Source organism: Streptomyces sp. NPDC004721 (assembly GCF_053601495.1).
The window spans coordinates 88,708-107,840 of sequence record NZ_JBSGBZ010000011.1 but is presented as its reverse complement, the minus strand read 5'-3'; the positions used below and the strand labels follow the sequence as shown (position 1 = coordinate 107,840).

At 70.4% G+C, this 19,133-nt stretch carries 19 protein-coding genes and 1 pseudogene; 2 read left to right on the top strand and 18 right to left on the bottom strand.

Annotated features, from left to right (window positions below; translation table 11 throughout):
- Positions 1-27: 27 nt before the first annotated feature.
- From tatA to ACWEK3_RS12810, 9 genes are all read right to left on the bottom strand, one after another.
- Positions 28-324 (bottom strand): Sec-independent protein translocase subunit TatA, encoded by a 297-nt coding sequence (gene tatA / locus ACWEK3_RS12850; RefSeq protein WP_376399158.1) that lies wholly within the window; start codon positions 322-324, stop codon positions 28-30.
- Positions 325-582: 258 nt separating this feature from the next.
- Positions 583-777: a hypothetical protein gene (locus tag ACWEK3_RS12845; RefSeq protein WP_450538671.1), complete on the bottom strand. Its 195-nt coding sequence runs from the start codon at positions 775-777 to the stop codon at positions 583-585.
- 9 nt (positions 778-786) lie between these two features.
- Complete coding sequence (locus ACWEK3_RS12840; RefSeq protein ID WP_450538672.1) at positions 787-1,080, bottom strand: hypothetical protein; 294 nt, start codon at positions 1,078-1,080, stop codon at positions 787-789.
- Positions 1,077-2,165, bottom strand: coding sequence for a helix-turn-helix transcriptional regulator (locus ACWEK3_RS12835; RefSeq protein WP_453249670.1), 1,089 nt, complete (start codon positions 2,163-2,165; stop codon positions 1,077-1,079). Before ACWEK3_RS12835 ends, ACWEK3_RS12840 begins: the two co-directional genes overlap by 4 nt.
- Before the next feature lie 19 nt (positions 2,166-2,184).
- Positions 2,185-3,213, bottom strand: a complete 1,029-nt coding sequence (locus ACWEK3_RS12830; protein ID WP_453249669.1) for a helix-turn-helix transcriptional regulator — start codon at positions 3,211-3,213, stop codon at positions 2,185-2,187.
- A gap of 139 nt (positions 3,214-3,352) precedes the next feature.
- Complete coding sequence (locus ACWEK3_RS12825) at positions 3,353-3,724, bottom strand: FKBP-type peptidyl-prolyl cis-trans isomerase (protein WP_361412844.1); 372 nt, start codon at positions 3,722-3,724, stop codon at positions 3,353-3,355.
- 91 nt (positions 3,725-3,815) lie between these two features.
- Positions 3,816-4,823 carry an FKBP-type peptidyl-prolyl cis-trans isomerase gene (locus ACWEK3_RS12820; RefSeq protein ID WP_450538678.1) on the bottom strand — a complete coding sequence of 336 codons (1,008 nt, stop codon included), beginning with the start codon at positions 4,821-4,823 and terminating at the stop codon, positions 3,816-3,818.
- A gap of 141 nt (positions 4,824-4,964) precedes the next feature.
- Positions 4,965-6,326: a Pup--protein ligase gene (pafA, locus tag ACWEK3_RS12815; RefSeq protein ID WP_059125684.1), complete on the bottom strand. Its 1,362-nt coding sequence runs from the start codon at positions 6,324-6,326 to the stop codon at positions 4,965-4,967.
- Positions 6,327-6,335: 9 nt separating this feature from the next.
- Complete coding sequence (locus ACWEK3_RS12810) at positions 6,336-7,604, bottom strand: MFS transporter (RefSeq protein WP_450538680.1); 1,269 nt, start codon at positions 7,602-7,604, stop codon at positions 6,336-6,338.
- Positions 7,605-7,724: 120 nt separating this feature from the next.
- Between ACWEK3_RS12810 and ACWEK3_RS12805 the strand changes: the two genes are divergently transcribed.
- Positions 7,725-8,741: a LacI family DNA-binding transcriptional regulator gene (locus tag ACWEK3_RS12805; protein WP_450538682.1), complete on the top strand. Its 1,017-nt coding sequence runs from the start codon at positions 7,725-7,727 to the stop codon at positions 8,739-8,741.
- A gap of 80 nt (positions 8,742-8,821) precedes the next feature.
- Here the strand turns inward: ACWEK3_RS12805 and prcA are convergent, their stop codons facing one another.
- The 6 genes and pseudogenes from prcA to arc form a co-directional block, all read right to left on the bottom strand.
- Positions 8,822-9,574 carry a proteasome subunit alpha gene (gene prcA / locus ACWEK3_RS12800; protein ID WP_141362525.1) on the bottom strand — a complete coding sequence of 251 codons (753 nt, stop codon included), beginning with the start codon at positions 9,572-9,574 and terminating at the stop codon, positions 8,822-8,824.
- Between the two features lie 61 nt (positions 9,575-9,635).
- A complete protein-coding gene (gene prcB / locus ACWEK3_RS12795) occupies positions 9,636-10,481 on the bottom strand; it encodes a proteasome subunit beta (RefSeq protein WP_361412849.1) in 846 nt (281 codons plus the stop codon).
- Positions 10,433-10,624: pseudogene (locus ACWEK3_RS12790) on the bottom strand (endonuclease domain-containing protein); the annotation flags it as partial. The gene prcB and the pseudogene ACWEK3_RS12790, both read right to left, overlap by 49 nt.
- Before the next feature lie 247 nt (positions 10,625-10,871).
- Positions 10,872-11,090, bottom strand: coding sequence for a ubiquitin-like protein Pup (locus ACWEK3_RS12785; RefSeq protein ID WP_225076130.1), 219 nt, complete (start codon positions 11,088-11,090; stop codon positions 10,872-10,874).
- Positions 11,091-11,270: 180 nt separating this feature from the next.
- Positions 11,271-12,782, bottom strand: a complete 1,512-nt coding sequence (gene dop / locus ACWEK3_RS12780; RefSeq protein ID WP_376551663.1) for a depupylase/deamidase Dop — start codon at positions 12,780-12,782, stop codon at positions 11,271-11,273.
- Between the two features lie 233 nt (positions 12,783-13,015).
- Positions 13,016-14,782: a proteasome ATPase gene (gene arc, locus ACWEK3_RS12775; RefSeq protein ID WP_361412851.1), complete on the bottom strand. Its 1,767-nt coding sequence runs from the start codon at positions 14,780-14,782 to the stop codon at positions 13,016-13,018.
- Positions 14,783-15,025: 243 nt separating this feature from the next.
- On the opposite strand from arc, the gene ACWEK3_RS12770 reads away from it, so the two are divergent.
- Positions 15,026-15,331, top strand: a complete 306-nt coding sequence (locus tag ACWEK3_RS12770) for a ferredoxin (RefSeq protein WP_365425432.1) — start codon at positions 15,026-15,028, stop codon at positions 15,329-15,331.
- 57 nt (positions 15,332-15,388) lie between these two features.
- Here ACWEK3_RS12770 and ACWEK3_RS12765 read toward each other — a convergent pair whose 3' ends face one another.
- From ACWEK3_RS12765 to ACWEK3_RS12755, 3 genes are all read right to left on the bottom strand, one after another.
- Entirely contained in the window at positions 15,389-15,967 is a 579-nt protein-coding gene (locus tag ACWEK3_RS12765; RefSeq protein ID WP_450538686.1) for a hypothetical protein, read from the bottom strand.
- A gap of 175 nt (positions 15,968-16,142) precedes the next feature.
- A complete protein-coding gene (locus ACWEK3_RS12760) occupies positions 16,143-17,045 on the bottom strand; it encodes a tRNA (adenine-N1)-methyltransferase (protein WP_361412854.1) in 903 nt (300 codons plus the stop codon).
- 50 nt (positions 17,046-17,095) lie between these two features.
- Positions 17,096-18,799 (bottom strand): site-2 protease family protein, encoded by a 1,704-nt coding sequence (locus ACWEK3_RS12755; protein WP_453249668.1) that lies wholly within the window; start codon positions 18,797-18,799, stop codon positions 17,096-17,098.
- Positions 18,800-19,133: the final 334 nt, after the last annotated feature.

Genomic DNA, 19,133 nt, shown 5'->3' with positions numbered 1-19,133 from the left:
CGGACCGGAAGGGCTCCGGTCCTCCCGTCAGCGCTGAGTCGTGTCCGTCGGCTCGTTGACCGGGCGCGAGCTGGTCACGTCACCGGGCGCGGCCTGGATGGTGCGCTGGGCCGGGGACTGCTGCTCCTCACCGGCCGGAGTCGCCGAGTTGGCCGCGGTGTTCGACTTCGCTTCGTCCTTCATCGCCTTGGCCTCGCTCTTCAGGATGCGCGCGGACTTGCCGAGCGAGCGCGCCATGTCCGGAAGCTTCTTCGACCCGAAGACCAGGACGATAACCAGAACCAGGAGCACCAGATGCCACGGCTCAAGTGCGTTGCGGAACATAAAGTCTTCACCTTCTCACTGAGGCGGGGCGTCGGGCATGTCCGACCACTCGGACAGGTGTCTGACCATCGTGCTGGCAGCGATCGTAACGTCCGGGGGTGAACGCTGGGCAATCCCCGTGCGTACTCCTGCTGGGCGACCCGTGCCTCTTGGTGCGGGCCATGACCAGCAGCGTACCCGGCCATAGGGGCTGGATGGCAGGGCGAGACGATCGAAAGCGCACGATGTTCGGGACTTCCCGGACTTTCCCGGCAGGACTCACCGCGACTCCAGCGACCGGGCGGCGCTCAGGCTCGCCCGCTCCAGGTCCTCGGCGGCCCGGTTGATGCGCCGCGCCGACTCCGAGACCTGCCGGCCGAGGCGCTGCGCCTCGATGAAGACCCGCACGGCGAGCACTCCGAGGACGGCCATCCCCACGAACCCCGCGGCCACCGCGAACATCGCCCAGAACATGAGCCGAGCCTAGAGGGTCGAGTGCAGGCGCAGCGTGCTGACCCCGCCGCCGGTGAGCAGTTCGACGATCCGCTCGCCGGCCGGCTTGCGGACCGCGGCCCCGCAGTCGGGGCAGGTGAACGAGTAGAAGGTGGTGCGGCTGCTGGCGCCGACGACCAGGCGCAGCGCGCTCGCGCCGAGATCGAACCGGCCCCGGCAGTCGGGGCAGGCCGCCCGGAACACCACCGGAGTCACGCTCCGCATCCCGGCGAACGCCGCCGCCACCGACATCTCGCGCACCCCAGCCGTCGCCGACTCGCTCAAAGCCCCTGCTCCTGCCTGTCGTACCGACCGTCGTGAACCACGTCCGCACCCCGGGGCTCTCCCGCCGCCACGGCGTCCGCGGGGGCCCCGGCCCCGTCGTTGTTCGCCGGCTCGTAGGCCGCCAAGGCCTCACGGGCCGCCTGCCGGGCGCTGTCGGCCAGCTCCCGCGGGGCGACGATCCGGCCGTCCCGGCCCAGGCGCAGCGCCAGCCGCCTGAGCGACGCCGGATCGGGCGTGCGCAGAGTGATACGCAGCCCGCCGTCGGGAAGCTCATCGGCGCTGTCGTGCGGGTAGTACTCGGCGACCCAGCGGCCACCGGGACCGACCTCGACGACCACCTCCGGATCCTCCGCGGCCGGCTGGACCAGGGCCTGCGACAGGTCGCGCAGCTCCATCTCCGGCGGCGCCGAGGGCTCGTCGAGGATCTTGATCTCGGCGACCCGGTCGAGCCGGAAGGTGCGCCGCGCCTCGGAGCGGCGGCACCAGGCCTCCACATAGGTGTGCCCGACGCTGACCAGACGGATGGGGTCGATCTCGCGCTCGGTGACCTCGTCGCGGGCCGGTGAGTAGTAGCGGATCCACAGCCGGCGGCGCTCGGAGATCGCCCGGTCCACGTCGGCGAAGACCCCGCCCTCGGACTCGAAGGTCACCGACAGCCGGGAGCTGGCCCCGGCGGCCTCCCCGGCCGCGGCCTCCACCTTGGCCGTGGCCCGCAGCAGGGCCTGCCGGTCGCTCTCCCGCAGTCCGGGCAGCATGGCCACCGCGCGGGCCGCCACCAGCAGCGCGGTCGCCTCGTCGGCGGCCAGCCGCAGCGGCTCGGCCGCCTCCGCCCCGAGCGCGGCGGGGTTGTGCCACCAGATGCGCTCGCCGTCGGTGTCGATGTCGAGCAGATCGCCGCCCCGGAAACTCGTACCGCACATGGGCAGTACGTCGAGGTCGGAGACCAGTTCGTCCTCGGTGATGCCGAAGGCGCGCGCCACGTCCTCGATCCGGGCGCCGGGGCGCTCCCTGAGATACGTCACCAGGGAGAGCATCCGCCGGGTCTGGTCGATGGCGCTCGCGGGCCTGACCGGTTTGCCTGCCACAGTGTCGCTCCGCTCCCCCTCAGCCCCCGGCCACGGCACGCAGCCGGTCCAGCACGTCCGCCCGCAGCTCGGCCGGCTCCAGAACCACCACGTCCGGTCCGAACTCCACCAGCCAGGCGTCCAGCCCGTGCCCGTACGGGATGTCCAACTCGTCCCAGCCGTCTCCGAGTTCCCGCACAGCGGTGGCCTTCGCCCGAAGGGGGTACCCGGCATCGGCGCGCAGCCGGATCCGCGCGGAGCGGTCGGCGCTCTCGCCCGCCCAGCTCGCCACGGTCTCGCGGACGGTGACGACGTCCGGGACCGGCGCGGTGAAGCCGCTGCCCCGCGAGCGGACCCTGCCGGTGATCCTGGAGAGCCGGAAGACCCGCTCGGCGCCCCGGTCGCGGTCGAAACCGGCCAGGTACCAGTGACCGCGCCAGCACTCCAGCGCCCACGGCTCGACGTGCCGGGTCCCGGGCTGGGCGGCGTTGGCCTTGCGGTAGTCGAAGACGACCGGCCGGCGGTCGCGGCAGGCGAGCATCAGCGGCTCGAAGGCGGCCTCGTGCACCGGGATGCGCGGCTCCAGCGCGCCGTGCGCCTCGTAGGGGTCGACGTCCTCGGGCAGCCCGGCGGCACGCAGCTTCTGCAGGGCGCCGCTGGCCGCTCCGGCCAGCCGGGCCTGCTGCCAGACCTTGGCGGCCAGACCGAGCGCGGCGGCCTCCTCGGCGTCCAGGGTGATGGGCGGCAGCCGGTTGCTGTCCCGGCGGGCCAGGTAGCCGACCTCGCCGTCCAGGCCCTCGACGGTCTCGATGACCAGCCCGAGCTCACGCAGGTCGTCCTTGTCCCGCTCGAACATGCGGTTGAAGGAGTCGTCGGACGCCGCGGCGGCACCCTTCTCCGACCCAGGGGCCACGCCCCTGTCCCGGCCGGAGGCCACGCTTCTGTCGCGGCCGGAGGCCTCGACGTAGGCCTCGATGGACTCCCGCAGCTCCCGCTTGCTCAGCGGCCGCCGCGTCCCGAGCAGGCACAGCGCCAGGTTCATCAGCCGCTCGGCCTTGGCAATGGCCATCGACGCCCTTCACCTTCCGTATGGTCCTTACGACCGATGACCGTACCGCCCCGCAGCGTACGGACAAAAGCCGAGGCCCATGCCCGGACAGGCATGGGCCACGGATGATCGGATCCCGCACGGATCCGATGCGCGACGATCAGACCGCGACCAGGTCGCAGACGAAGATCAGCGTCTCGCCCGGCTTGATCCGGCCACCCGCGCCGCGGTCGCCGTAGGCGAGGTGCGGCGGGATGGTCAGCTGACGGCGTCCGCCGACCTTCATGCCCTGCACACCCTGGTCCCAGCCGGCGATGACCTGGCCGACACCCAGCTGGAAGCGGAGCGGCGTACCGCGGTTCCAGGAGGCGTCGAACTCCTCGCCGCTGGAGAAGGCCACGCCGACGTAGTGGACGGCGACGGTGTCGCCGGCCTTGGCCACCGGCCCGTCGCCCTCCCAGATCTCCTTGATCTCGAGATCCGCCGGGGGCTCGCCGCCCGGGAAGTCGATCTCGGGCTTCTCGATGCTCACGTGTTTCTCCTGCTCATCTACGACAAGGCAACCTGCACAGTCTTACATCCCCGCCGCCTGCGCGCCCGCGCCGGGAGACCGTGGCGCGGCGCTACATCGCCGCCAGGATGTCCACCGTGAAGACCAGCACCGAGTCCTTCTTGATGCCGCTGTTGGGGGGCGGGTTGTCGCCGTAGCCCAGGGCCGGCGGGACGACGATCAGGACCCGGCTGCCGACCTTCTTGCCGGCCAGTCCGTCGGCCCAGCCCTTGACGACCTGCTGAAGGGAGAACGAGGTCAGCGCATCGCGCTTGTACGTCGAGTCGAACTCCTTGCCGCCGTCCCACAGCACGCCCTTGTACTGGACGAGCACGGTGTTCTGCGGCTTGACCACGGGACCGTCGCCCTCGATCACGTAGTCGGCCACGAGCTTCTTGGGCGCGGCCGTCTTGGGCACGGTGACGGACGGGGCCGCGCCGTCGGTGTTGGTGCCGACCTTCGGCAGGTCGGCGTTGTCCTGGGCGACCGTCTTGCCCTTGGCCGAGCTCTTGGCGTTGAAGGTGTCCTGGATGTCGACGACGAACACCAGCGTGTCGGTGCCCTTGATCCCGGCCTGGGCGTTGCCCTGCGTGCCGTATCCCCAGGTGGGCGGCACGGAGAACAGGACGCGGCTGCCCACCTTCTTGCCCGCGAGGGCATAGCGCCAGCCGTCGATGATCGTGCCCTGGGCGAGCTGGATGACCAGGGGGGCCTTGCGGTCGTAGGAGTTGTCGAAGAGCTTCGCCGAGTTCCAGATCTGGCCCAGGTAGTGCGCCTGGACGTAGTCGTTCTCCGCGATGGTGCGGCCGCCGCCCGCGATCACCGTCTTGACGGCGATGTCCTTCGACGGGTCACCACTGCCCTTGGCGACGGTCGGCTTCTCGCCGAACTTCGTGCCCGCGGTGATCGCCGGCAGCGGCCCGGAGACGATCTTCGGCGAAGGCGCCGCGGACGGCTCGGAGGGCGACGGCGACGGCGACGCGCTCTCGCTGGCCTTGCTCGAATCGGTCTTGTCGTTGCCGCAGGCGGCCAGGGTGACAAGTCCTGCGGGTACGGAAAGAAGAAGTGAGCGTCGGCGCACGGTGGGAGCCTCGTAATCGGTCGATCTTCTGATGGCGTGCGCGCAACTCTACGTCGTGAGCGGGGCGCCGTACGGTGAACGTACGGCGCCCGTGTGGCGTTCCGGTTCTCGTGCCGAACCGCTGTCCTCGTCCCGCCGGGCTCACATTCCGGCGATCAGCTTCTCCACCCGGTCGTCCACCGAACGGAACGGGTCCTTGCACAACACCGTCCGTTGTGCCTGGTCGTTGAGCTTGAGGTGCACCCAGTCGACGGTGAAGTCCCTGCGCTGCTCCTGCGCCCGCCGGATGAAATCGCCGCGCAGCCGTGCCCGAGTGGTCTGCGGGGGGACCGACTTGCCCTCGAAGATCTTCAAGTCGTTGCAGATCCGGGTGGCTTGGCCCTTCTTCTCCAGCAGGTAGTACAGGCCACGACGGCGGTGGATGTCGTGGTAGGCGAGGTCTATCTGGGCGACCCGCGGGTGCGACATGGTCATGTTGTGCTTGGCCCGGTACCGCTCGATGAGCTTGTACTTCATCACCCAGTCGATCTCGGTGCCGATGCGGTCGAGGTCCTCGCTCTCGATCGCGTCCAGCGTGCGGCCCCACAGCTCCAGCACCTGCTCCACCGTGCCGGTGCGGATACCGCGCCGCTCGCAGAAGTCCACGGCCTTCTCGTAGTACTCCCGCTGCACCTCGAGCGCGGAGGCCTCCCGGCCGCTGGCCAGGCGCACCTTGCGGCGGCCCGTGATGTCGTGGCTGACCTCGCGGATCGCCCGGATCGGGTTCTCCAGGGTCAGGTCGCGCATCACCGTGCCCGCCTCGATCATGCGCAGCACCAGATCGGTCGCGCCCACCTTGAGCAGCATCGTCGTCTCGGACATGTTGGAGTCGCCGACGATGACGTGCAGCCGCCGGTAGCGCTCCGCGTCCGCGTGCGGCTCGTCGCGGGTGTTGATGATGGGCCGCGAACGGGTGGTCGCCGAGGAGACGCCCTCCCAGATGTGCTCGGCCCGCTGGCTCACGCAGTACACCGCCCCGCGCGGGGTCTGCAGCACCTTGCCCGCCCCGCAGAGCAGCTGCCTCGTGACCAGGAACGGGATGAGGATGTCCGCGAGACGCGAGAACTCTCCGTGCCGTGCCACCAGATAGTTCTCGTGGCAGCCGTAGGAGTTGCCCGCCGAGTCGGTGTTGTTCTTGAAAAGGTAGACGTCGCCCGCGATTCCCTCCTCGTGCAGGCGTCGCTCCGCGTCCACCAGGAGTCCTTCGAGAATGCGCTCGCCGGCCTTGTCGTGGGTGACCAGTTCGATCACATTGTCACACTCGGGTGTCGCGTATTCCGGGTGTGACCCCACATCGAGATAGAGCCGGGCGCCGTTTCGCAGAAAGACATTGCTGCTGCGGCCCCATGACACGACACGGCGGAAGAGGTACCGCGCCACCTCGTCAGGCGACAGGCGGCGCTGTCCCCTGAACGTGCACGTGACGCCGTACTCGTTCTCCAGCCCGAAAATGCGGCGGTCCATGACTGAACATTACGCCCGATCCTCTGCGCTCAAACGGGGTTCGGCAGCACGATTTGGATCATTTTCCGATGAAGCGGCAACCACCGCCCGTCCAGCGGGAGCTGTGAGGACCCGCCCGGTGACCAGCAACACGAGCAGCGACACGGCCCCGGCGGCGCCCGGCACGGCGAAGCCCCAGAGCGCACCACCCTCCTCGACCACCGGGCCCGCGACACCCGTTCCGACGGACGCGCCCACGGTGAACGTCGTCACCAGCCAGGAAAAGGCCTCGGTCACCGTGCCGGCCGGAGCGTGCCGATCCACGATGATGAACGCGCAGGCGATGCACGGCGCCAGGAACACCCCGGCCAGCACCGTCAGCGCCACCATGGCCACCGCCCCGGGCATCAGCAGCAGCGGCAGGTAACACACCGCCAGAAGCCCCACCAGCAGGCGCAGTCGCCGCTCGGGCGCGCCCGCCCACTGGCGCGCGCCGTAGACGGCACCGCCGACCAGCGCGCCCAGCCCCAGGGCTGCCATCAGCCAGCCGTACACCGCGTCACCGCCGTGGTCGTCGGCGTAGGGCACCGCCGCCACCGTGATGGAGCCCATGGCGACACCGACGAAGAGGAACGCACCGAGCAGCGCCAGCAGACCGGGCGAGCGCAGCGCGCCCAGCCAGTGCGCCTCCCGGGGCGCCGAACGCCAGGCCCGCGAGGGCGGCGAGGCGACCACGGACAGTGCGCCCAGCACGCCGACGGCGTTCAGCACCACCAGCGCCGCCTGCGCCGACCACAGCGAGACGCAGAGGGTCACGAGCAACGGGCCGACGGTGAACATCACTTCCTGCGCCACGGCATCCATCGCGTACGCCGTGTGCACCTGGCCCTCCCTGCGCAGCACCGAGGGCCACAGCGCCCGCAGCCCGCCCTCCAGCGGCGGCGTGAAGAGCCCGGCGGCCGCCACGGCCGTGTACGCCACGGCGGGTGGCTGGGTGCCGTTCAGGGCGAAGACCGTCATCGCCAGCGCCGCGGCGAGCGCGGCGGGCAGCTGGACGCGGGGCTGCCCGTACAGGTCCACCAGGCGCCCGAGCACGGGCTGGCCCACCGCGTTGGCCACGCCGTACACCGCCGCCAGCGCCCCCGCGAGGCTGTACGTGCCGCCCTCCGCGCGGACGAACAGCACGATGGCGATCGCCGCGGTGGCGTTGGGCAGCCGCCCCACAAGGGTGCCGGTCAGCAGCCTGGCGGCGTGCCTCGCCCTGAGGATCTCCAGGTATCCCCCGAATCCCACGGCCATCGCCTGCCTTCCACTGGTTCGCCCGAGGTGCTGGAGCAACCTCTGGTGTTACGTATAACGTCCTCGGCCATACGTACCATGTGCGCTGTTCACCAGTCCAGACGAAGGAGCGTCCCCGCGGTGGCACCAAGCAGCACGCGCCCCACCAGCCGTGACGTCGCGCACGCCGCCGGGGTGTCCCAGGCCGCCGTCTCCCTGGTCCTCGGCGACAAGTGGCGCGGCCGGGTGTCGCAGGCGACCGCCGAACGGGTGCGCCGGGCGGCCGAGGAACTCGGCTACCGGCCCAACCTCGCCGCCCGCAATCTGCGGCTCGGCCGCACCCGGACCGTGCTCCTGGTCGTCCCCGCGCTGACCACCGAGTTCTTCGCCGGCGTCTACACCGGCGCCGCCCGCGTCGCCGCCGAGCACGGCTTCGGCGTCGTCCTCTACCCCTCCCCCGAGGGCATCGGCCCGGCCCGGAACCCGTTCGCCTCGGCCCAGGCGGCGCTGGACGGCGTGATCGCCTCCTCCATGGCCGCCGACGCGCTCACCGCGATCCGCGGCGACCAGCTGCCGCTGGTCATGCTGGACAGCGACCCCGCGGGCAGCCTGGGTGCCGCGACCGTCAACCTGGACATCGCCGACGGCGTACGCCAGGTCGCCGACCATCTGCTCGGGCTCGGTCACCGGCGCTTCCTGCACCTCGCGGCGGACGTGGCCTCCTGGACCTTCGAGGTGCGGGCCAGGGAGCTCGGCGCCCGGGTGGGCGCGGTGCCCGGCACCTCGGTGCGCACCGCCCGCGCCCCCATCTCCATCGAGGACGCCAGGGCCGCCACCGAGGCCGCCCTGAGCGCCCCCGGACCCCGGCCCACCGCGCTGGTCTGCGACGACGACAAGCTCGCCGCCGGCGCCTACAAGGCCCTGCGCCGCCTCGGCCTGCGCGTGCCCGACGACGTCTCCGTCACCGGCCTCGACGATCTCGCCCTGGCCACCGCCATCGACCCCGAGCTCACCACCGTGCGGCTGGACGCCGAGCTGTTCGGCGAACGGGGCATGCACGCCCTGCTGGCCGTCCTGGAGGGCCGCGCTCCCGCCGGCGGGGACATCCCCGTGGAACTCGTGGTACGGGGCTCCACGGTGCCGCCCGGCCCCTCCTGAAACCGCCCGGCCGCCCGAAAACGTCCGGTGCCCCGGCCTTCCAGCAGGCCGGGGCACCGGAACGGGGCTGCGGAGCGGGACTACTTCTCCTCGGAACCGTCCTCCTCGGCGCTCTCCGCCTCGGTCGCCGCGCCGTCGGCCTCGAGCAGCCTGCCCAGCTGACGGCCCACGATGCGCTTGAACTTGCGCTTCTGCGGACGCGTACGGTCCAGCACCGCCACCTCCAGGCGCTCGGCGGGGATCTCCCGCTCGCTGCCGTTGGTGTCACGGGACAGGGCCTGGACGGCCAGCTTCAGCGCCTCGGCCAGCGACATGCCGTCCCGGTGGCGCTGGTCCAGGTAGCCGCTGATCTGCTCGGCGTTGCCGCCGACCGCGACCGAGCCGTGCTCGTCCACGATCGAGCCGTCGTGCGGCAGCCGGTAGATCTGGTCGCCGTCCGGGGTCTCCCCCACCTCGGCGACCACCAGCTCCACCTCGTACGGCTTCTCGGCGGCGCTGGAGAAGATCGTGCCCAGCGTCTGGGCGTACACGTTCGCCAGGCCGCGGGCGGTCACGTCGTCCCGGTCGTAGGTGTAACCGCGCAGGTCGGCGTAGCGGACGCCGCCGATGCGCAGGTTCTCGTACTCGTTGTACTTGCCGGCGGCCGCGAACGCGATCCGGTCGTAGATCTCGCTGAACTTGTGCAGCGCGCGGGACGGATTCTCACCGACGAACACGATTCCGTCGGCGTACTGCAGCACGACCAGGCTGCGGCCACGCGCGATGCCCTTGCGGGCGTACTCCGCCCGGTCGGCCATGGCCTGCTGAGGTGAGACATAGAACGGCGTCGACACCGGTTATCCGTCCCTTTCTGTAGAAGTCACTGGATCACCCCGAACAAGAACCGGGCGCCGGCTACAGCAGCGCGGCCCGCGGGCCGTCCGGCTGCTCCAGGCGCCGCTGGAGCACCGAGCGGGCGATCTCCGAGGACTCGTCCTCGGTGAGCCGGCGGAATCCGTCCTCGGTGATCACGGTGACGATCGGATAGATCCGGCGGGCGACATCGGGACCACCGGTCGCCGAGTCGTCGTCTGCCGCGTCGTACAGGGCCTGGACCACCAGCGTCGTGGCCTCGGCCTCGGTCAGGTCCTCCCGGAAGAGCTTCTTCATGGCGCCGCGCGCGAAGATCGAGCCGGAGCCGGTGGCCGCGTAGCCGTGCTCCTCGGAACGGCCGCCCGTCACGTCGTAGGAGAAGATCCGGCCCTTCTCGCGGTCCAGGTCGTACCCCGCGAAGAGCGGGACCACGGCCAGTCCCTGCATGGCCATGCCCAGGTTGGAGCGGATCATGGTCGACAGACGGTTCGCCTTGCCCTCCAGCGAGAGCTGCGTCCCCTCGACCTTCTCGAAGTGCTCCAGCTCCAGCTGGAACAGCTTCACCATCTCCACCGCCAGACCGGCGGTGCCGGCGATACCGACGGCCGAGTACTCGTCCGCCGGGAACACCTTCTCGATGTCCCGCTGCGCGATCACGTTCCCCATCGTCGCCCGCCGGTCACCGGCCAGGACGACGCCGCCCGGGAAGGCCGTCGCCACGATGGTGGTGCCGTGCGGCGCCTCGACCACCCCCTGGGTCGGCGGCAGCTGCCGCTTCCCCGGCAGCAGCTCCGGCTGGTGCTCGGCGAGAAAGTCCATGAACGAGGCGGACCCAGGCGTCAGGAAGGCGGCCGGTAGACGCCCGGTGCTACGAGTGTTGGCTTCCACGCGTTTCCTTCCGGGTAGTCGGCAGCTCGGTCCACCGCTTCGGGATCGTCCCTCAACAGGCCGAGGCCGGAGTTGCAGTTGATGCACAGTACGCCACGGACCCTACCCGCCTCGCGGCGGTGATCCACATGATCGGCGGAAGCCCTGAAGCCGCTCCCGACGAGCCCCTCACCGAGCCCCCGCGCGGGCGGCCGGCGCCCGGAAACGAAGGCCGCGCGCGGTACGGCCTCACCGCACCGCACGCAGCTCCTCGCCAACCGGCTCGTTCGCCACCGCTCCACGCGCCTTCCTTTCGATTCTTCGACCCCGGGAAAACCAGGGAATCCAAGGGACCCGGGAAATCCAAGGGAATCGAAGGAAGAAGCGGCTTACTGACCGCTTATCGGGCGTTTACTGACCACCCTTTTGCACGAAGGACCGCACGAAGTCCTCTGCGTTCTCCTCGAGGACGTCGTCGATCTCGTCGAGGACGGAGTCCACGTCGTCGCTCAGCTTCTCGTGGCGTTCCTTGAGGTCGTCCGTGGCCTGCGCGTCCTGGGACTGTTCCTCGATCTCCTCGGTGGAACGCGTGGCCTTCTGCTGCCCGCCGCCGGTGTCCTTCGTTGCCATAACCCTCACCCCGCTCAGTTCGCCCGACATGGTCGGCATTACGGCCGATCGGTGATGTTCCGACCCTACAAGCCGGGTCCGACATCGGCCCCGCACTTTCTCCAACGTACGAGGGCCACCTCGATGATTCCCGGCGCCGGGGATTTCCACCCTGGAAGACCCGTCCGTTCCGGGATCCGCTCAGCCGCCGGAGAGCACCCTGACCAGGTCTTCGGCGGTACGGCAGCGGTCGAGGAGCTCCTTGACGTGATTACGCGTTCCGCGAAGCGGTTCCAGGGTTGGGACGCGCTGGAGCGAGTCCCGGCCCGGCAGATCGAAGATCACCGAGTCCCAGGAGGCCGCGGCGACGTCGTCGGCGTACTGCTCCAGGCAGCGGCCGCGGAAGTACGCGCGTGTGTCCTCCGGCGGCTTCCTGCGGGCCCGGTCCACCTCGGTCTCGTCCAGCAGGCGCTTGATGCGGCCCCGGGCCACCAGGCGGTTGTACAGGCCCTTGTCGGGGCGTACGTCCGCGTACTGGAGGTCGACGAGGTGCAGGCGGGCGGCGTCCCAGTCGAGGCCGTCACGGCGCCGGTAGCCCTCCATGAGCTCCCGCTTGGCGACCCAGTCCAGCTCGCCGGCCAGGCTCATGGGGTCGTTCTCGAGCCGGTTGAGCGTGTCCTCCCAGCGGGACAGCACGTCCTTGGTCTGCTCGTCGGCGTCCGCGCCGAACCGCTCCTCCACGTACTTGCGCGACAGCTCGTAGTACTCCATCTGGAGTTGCACCGCGGTGAGTGTCCGGCCGCTGCGCAGTGTGATCAGGCGCTTGAGGCCCGGGTCGTGCGAGACCTGGTGGAGCGTGCGCACGGGCTGGTCGACGGCCAGGTCCACGGCGATGAAGCCGTCCTCGATCATGGACAGGACCAGGGCGGTCGTGCCCAGCTTGAGGTAGGTGGAGATCTCGGAGAGGTTGGCGTCGCCGATGATCACATGCAGGCGCCGGTACTTCTCCGCGTCGGCATGGGGCTCGTCGCGCGTGTTGATGATCGGCCGCTTGAGTGTGGTCTCCAGACCGACCTCGACCTCGAAGTAGTCCGCGCGCTGGCTGAGCTGGAAGCCGTGCTCGTGGCCGTCCTGGCCGATGCCGACACGGCCGGCGCCCGTGATGACCTGACGGGAGACGAAGAAGGGCGTGAGGTGGCGCACGATGTCGGAGAAGGCGGTCTCCCGCTTCATCAGGTAGTTCTCGTGCGTGCCGTAGGAGGCGCCCTTGTTGTCGGTGTTGTTCTTGTAGAGGTGGATCGGCTGGGCGCCGGGCAGCTGGGCCGCCCGCTCCGCGGCCTCGGCCATGATCCGTTCGCCGGCCTTGTCCCACAGAACGGCGTCGCGCGGGTTGGTGACCTCGGGCGCGCTGTACTCCGGGTGGGCATGGTCGACGTAGAGCCGTGCGCCATTGGTGAGGATGACGTTGGCCAGGCCGATGTCCTCGTCGGTGAGCTGGCTGGCGTCGGCCGCCTCGCGGGCGAGGTCGAAGCCCCGGGCGTCCCGAAGCGGGTTCTCCTCCTCGAAGTCCCAGCGGGCCCGGCGCGCCCGGTGCATGGCCGCCGCGTAGGCGTTGACGATCTGGGATGAGGTGAGCATGGCATTGGCATTGGGGTGGCCGGGGACGGAGATCCCGTACTCCGTCTCGATGCCCATTACTCGCCGTACGGTCATGCGGCCCTCCTTGCCCGGCGGCACCCTCGGTCGTGGGCGTCGCTCAAGTACCGCTGATGCCCGGGTGCCTGTGCGGTGCCCGTCCCCGCACTGCGCAACCCGGCGGTACGAAAGAGCCTAGAACGCCTTTGCGCTGGTGGGGAGATCATTTGCGTCATTGCCTGCTCCATGCGGTGGCCCGGAAACAGCGGACTGCGGGTACCCCGTGGAGGGCACCCGCAGCCACCCTGCTTTTACAGGTACTGACCGGTGTTCGCCACCGTGTCGATGGAGCGTCCGGTGTCCGCGCCCTGCTTTCCGGTGATGAGGGTGCGGATGTAGACGATCCGCTCGCCCTTCTTTCCGGAGATCCGGGCCCAGTCGTCCGGGTTGGTGGTGTTGGGCAGGTCCTCGTTCTCCTTGAACTCGTCCACGCAGGCCTGGAGCAGGTGGGAGACGCGGAGACCCTTCTGGTTCTTCTCGAGGAAGTCCTTGATCGCCATCTTCTTGGCGCGCCCGACGATGTTCTCGATCATGGCGCCGGAGTTGAAGTCCTTGAAGTAGAGGACTTCCTTGTCGCCGTTGGCGTAGGTGACCTCCAGGAAGCGGTTCTCCTCGGTTTCGGCGTACATGTGCTCCACCGCGGTCTGGATCATGCCCTGGACCGTGGCGTCCTTGGCGCCGCCGTGTTCCGCGAGGTCGTCCGAGTGCAGCGGGAGGCGCTCGGTGAGGTACTTCCCGAAGATGTCCTTCGCCGCCTCGGCGTCCGGACGCTCGATCTTGATCTTCACATCGAGGCGGCCGGGCCGCAGGATGGCCGGGTCGATCATGTCCTCGCGGTTGGAGGCGCCGATCACGACCACGTTCTGCAGGCCTTCCACACCGTCGATCTCGGCGAGCAGCTGGGGGACGATGGTGTTCTCCACGTCCGAGCTGACACCGGAGCCGCGGGTGCGGAAGAGGGACTCCATCTCGTCGAAGAAGACGATCACGGGGGTGCCCTCGCCGGCCTTCTCACGGGCACGCTGGAAGACGAGGCGGATCTGCCGCTCGGTCTCGCCGACGTACTTGTTCAGCAGCTCCGGGCCCTTGATGTTGAGGAAGAAGCTCTTGCCCGCCGCCTGCCCGGTGACCTCGGCGACCTTCTTGGCGAGCGAGTTCGCGACGGCCTTGGCGATGAGCGTCTTGCCGCAGCCGGGGGGCCCGTAGAGCAGGACACCCTTCGGCGGGCGCAGCTCGTGCTCCTTGAACAGGTCCGGGTAGAGGTACGGCAGCTCCACGGCGTCCCGGATGGCCTCGATCTGGTTGCCGAGACCGCCGATCTGCTCGTAGCCGATGTCGGGCACCTCTTCGAGGACGAGTTCCTCGACCTCGCTCTTGGGCACGACCTCGTAGACGTAGCCGGACCTGGGTTCGAGCAGGAGCGCGTCGCCGGGGCGGATGGTGACGTCCAGCAGCGGCTCGGCGAGCCGTACCACCCGCTCCTCGTCGGTGTGCCCGAGCACCAGGGCGCGCTCGCCGTCCTCGAGGATCTCCTTGAGGGTGACGATGTCGCCGACGCGCTCGAACTCCATGGCCTCGACCACGTTGAGTGCTTCGTTGAGCATCAGTTCCTGGCCGCGCCTGAGCTCGTCGAGCTCGACGCTGGGGCTGACGTTCACCCGGAGCTTGCGGCCGCCGGTGAAGATGTCGGCGGTGCCGTCCTCGTTGGCCTGGAGGAAGACGCCGAAGCCGGCCGGCGGCTGGGCGAGCCGGTCGACCTCTTCCTTGAGGGCCACGATCTGGTCGCGGGCCTCGCGGAGCGTGTTCGCGAGGCGTTCGTTCTGCGCGGACACGCCGGCCAGGTTGGTCTGCAACTCGACGATCCGCTCTTCGAGAATCCTCGTGTGACGCGGAGAGTCGGCGAGCTTGCGGCGCAGGACGGCGATCTCCTGCTCAAGGTAGGCGATCTGCCCGGCCGGGTCGTCGGACCCGCGTCCCGGGCGGATGCCGCGGTTCATGTCGTCGTCGTGGGCTGCCACGGTCCTCACCTCCTCCAAGGGGAGCTGGACGCTTCCAGACCCTACCTGGGTGGGTGTCGATTGAAACCCCTAGATCACAAAGACTGTCGGGGTGTGTCCGATCTTCACCCTTGCGCTCTCCCTCACGCCAGGGGAATACCCACCGAACATGATTGGAAAGCGGGCAGAGGTAGGGTCGACACGTTCAACACCCGTCAGAGCTGGCCGGATTCCCGTACGGCTCGACGTGATACGGCAGGAGAGATGACCGTGCAGCAGCGGACCTCGGACGGTGGCGAGGCACTGGAGGTCTGGATCGACCAGGACCTGTGTACCGGCGACGGCATCTGCGCGCAATACGCGCCGGAGGTCTTCGAGCTGGACATCGACGGTCTGGCCTATGTGAAGACCCCGGAGGACGAGCTCCTTCAGGAGGCGGGAGCGGCAACGCCCGTGCCGCTTCCGCTTCTCACGGACGTGGTGGACTCGGTCAAGGAGTGCCCCGGCGAGTGCATCCACGTGCGCCGCGTTTCGGACAGGGTCGAGGTGTACGGACCTGACGCGGAGTGACCGCTCCGGTGCGACGCGTCACCGTTGTCTGTTTTCTCACATTTTCAGGGAGTGTCGTCAGACACCGCGTGCCCCGGCGTCCGCGGAGCGGACGAACGCGCCGTTCTGCCACCGCCACTTCACGCTGTCCTTGAGGTCGGGGCAGCAATTGGGCACGTCGGACGAGGAGTAGCCGAGCAGGGTTGCGGTAACGGCGCCGTCGCGGACGGCGAAGTCCGTGACCGAGTACCGGTCCTTGACCTCGACGAGGGTGGCGACCACGCGGGGCTCGGCGGCACCGGCGGCCTGGGTGAGGACGTAGACGGCGTCGGGCGGGGTGCCCATGGGGGCGTCGCAGTGCACGACGGCCACGGTCTCCGGTCTGCCGTCCCCGTCGAGGTCACCGGAGGCCTTCTTCGCCACCACGGCCCGCACCGGACCGCAGTCGATCGGGAAGGTCACGCCGGTGGTGCTCGGGGCCGGCCCGGTGGCGGGGGCGGACTTCGCGCGGGTGCCCTGCGGCTGGGCGGCCGTGGCCGAGCCGGGCTGCACGAGCGAGGAGAGGGCGACCACACCGGCGACCGCGGTGGCGGTGGCCATCCAGTGGATGGGGCGGGTATGCGTGTGGGCCAGTTCCGGAACGGCGGATTGCTGCACTAGGAGCATCTCCTGCGAGGGCTGTGCCGGTGGGGGTGGCCAGCATCGTGCCACACGTCACAGTGCGGGGGAACGGCGGGGTGGGGATCAACGTGAGGGCGCCGTGGCGGAGTTCCCCGCGGCCCGTCGGGAACTCCGCCACGGCGCCCCTGTGTTGCGTGCGTGGCGGGACGCGTCAGCGGGCGGCGCCGCCGTCGGCGTTGGGGCCCTCGTAGTCGTCGCCGTAGGCGCCCTTGGCGGGCCGGCGGCGGCGCATGGGCGGCTCGACGCCGTCCGCGAGCCGGCGGGCGGTGAGCAGGAAGCCGGTGTGGCCGATCATGCGGTGGTCCGGGCGGACGGCCAGGCCCTCGATGTGCCAGTTGCGGATCATCGTCTCCCAGGCGGTCGGCTCGTTGAAGCAGCCGATCTCGCGGATGGACTCCACGGTCCGGGCGAGCTGGGTGGTGGTCGCGACGTAGCAGCACAGGATGCCGCCGGGGACGAGCGCCTTGGAGACGGCCTCCAGGCACTCCCAGGGGGCGAGCATGTCGAGGATGACGCGGTCGACGTCGGTGTCGGAGAGGTTGTCCTGGAGGTCTCCGACCGTGAGCTGCCAGGCGGGGTGCGGGCCGCCGAAGTAGCGCTCCACGTTCGCCTGCGCGATCTCGGCGAAGTCGGCGCGGCGCTCGTAGCTGTGCAGCATGCCCTGGTCGCCGATGGCCCGCAGCAGGAAGCTGCTGAGCGAACCGGAGCCGACGCCGGCCTCCACGACGCGCGCGCCGGGGAAGATGTCGGCGAAGGCGAGGATCTGCCCGGCGTCCTTGGGGTAGACGACGGCTGCCCCGCGGGGCATGGACAGGACGTAGTCGGGGAGCAGGGGGCGCAGCGCGAGGTAGGCGACGTTGCCGGTGGTGCGGACAACGCTGCCCTCGGGTGCGCCGATCAGTTCGTCGTGCGGGAAGGACCCCTTGTGGGTGTGGAAGTTCTTCCCTGCTTCGAGCGTGAACGTGTAGTGGCGGCCCTTGGGGTCGGTCAGCTGTACCTGGTCCCCGACCTTGAAGGGCCCGCGGCGGCGGGCGGCACCGGTCGGTTCGGACATGTGACCAGCCTACCGGTCCCCGGCGGGCCCTCCGACCACGCTGACGGGCCCTACGCGGAGGCCGACGGGCGGGCCATGGCCTTGACGAAGGCGCGCTCCACGTCGGCCGCGGACAGCACGCCGTAGATCTCTCCGGTCTCCTCCACCACGAGGTACTCGGTCGCCGGGGTGGCGCGCAGCACGTCCAGGAGGTCCTCTCCGGCGAGTTCGACGGAGACGCGCATGCCGTCGGTGAGCTCCTGGGCGAGTTCGCTGGCGTAGACCCAGGGGCGGCGGTGCTCGGGTACGCCGACGATTGCGGACTCGCGGACGAGGGAGAGCGGCTCGCCGTGGCCGTCGACGACGACCAGGGCGCGGGCGCCGGCGGCGTTGGCGCGGCGCAGGGCCTCGGCCAGGGAGGTGTTGCCCTCGACCGGGACGGCGCGGCGGGTGAGGGCGCGGGCGCGCAGTTCGGGGAGGTGCTCGCGCAGCCGGGCCATGCGCAGGCTGTTGCCGGCGCCGGTCCAGATGATCGCGGCCAGGATGGCGGCGAGCAGGGCGTTGGTGACGGTGCCCATGCCGACGCTGTCCTCGGCGGTGGGGCCGAGTGCGCCGGACTGGGTGACCAGGGGCAGTCCGATCAGGACGGCGACCGCGAGCGCGCGGCCGACCCAGGCGGCGGCGATCGTGCCGCTCATCGGCCTGCCGGTGATCTTCCAGACGACGGCGCGGAGCATGCGGCCGCCGTCGAGGGGCAGGCCGGGCAACAGGTTGAAGGCGGCGACGATGAGGTTCGAGATCATCAGGCCGGCCAGCAGGACACCGGCGACCGTGCCGCGCTCGAGGGGCCGCAGGGCGGCGTAGAAGACACCGGCGAGGATCAGCGAGAGCAGCGGGCCGACGAAGGCGAGGACGAACTCTCGGCCGGGGGTCTCGGCCTCCTTCTCGATCTCGGAGACGCCGCCGAAGAACTGGAGCTGGATGCGCCGGACCGGGAGCTTGAAGCGGAGGGCGGCGATGGTGTGCGCGAGCTCGTGAACGAGGACGGAGCCGTAGAAGGCGACCGCGAAGAACAGGGCGACGAGGTAGCGGGCGGCACCGAGTTCGGGCAGCACCCGGTCGAGCTGTCCGCCGAACACCCAGGTGATCAGCGCGGCCACGAGGAACCAGCTGGGCGCCACGTACACGGGCACCCCGAAGGGCCGCCCCATGAGGAGCCCGCCCCTGAGGTCGCTCGGGCGCCGCGGCGGCTCCTGTCCGGCCCCGGAACGGGCGAGAGCACGGTCGGAGTGGGACTCGGGGCGCGTGCGGTCGCCGGGAGCGGGGGCGGGACCCTCGGTACGGGTACCGGCTTCGGGTCCGGCGGCCGGGTCACTGCCGTGGGCGTAACCGCGCTCGGGGTGGGCGTCGGGGCGGACGTCTTCGGTGGCGGGGGGCTCCTGCGAGGTGTCGCCGGGGCGGACGTCTTCGGTGGCGGGGGGCTCCTGCGAGGTGTCGGCGGAACGGTCCTGTTCCTCCGTTTCCTCCGGCTCCTTCGCCTCCTCCGGCTCCTTTGCCCGCTCCGTCTCCGTCGGCTCCTCCGTCGGCTCCTCCGTCCCGCCCTCTGCTTCGGGGGCAGGGGTGGCGGTCGGCGAGGCCGGCTCGGGCGGGGCCGCGTCGGCCGGCTCGACGCCCGGGCCCACGGAGTCGGGGGCCGGGTCCACCGGGCCCGTGCGGCGATCTGCCGAATCGTCCTTGCCGGAACGCGGCTGTCCGCTCCCGCCGCTCACGTCCACGGTGTCCCCTCGTTCGAAGCACGTCTTCCGTGCCTGACGGCCGGAAGGTCTCGGGTCGATGGTATGCGGCCGTGCCGAGCGGTCACGCCCGGCACCCCTATGTGTTTTCCCCTCCTCGCGCACAACATGACCGTCCCCGGGTCACTGTCAGTGGTGGGCCGTAGGGTCTGGGGCATGGAGACGAGCACGGAGGGCGAGCCCGGCACCCCGCACGACGCCGCCGGACCGGCCCGGTCACGCCACAGCGCGCCGCGGGCCGCCGAGTTGCAGCCCGCGCCGGAGTCGGCTCAGTCGCCGGACGCGGCGGGGACGACGGTCCCCGCACAGGCGGGTG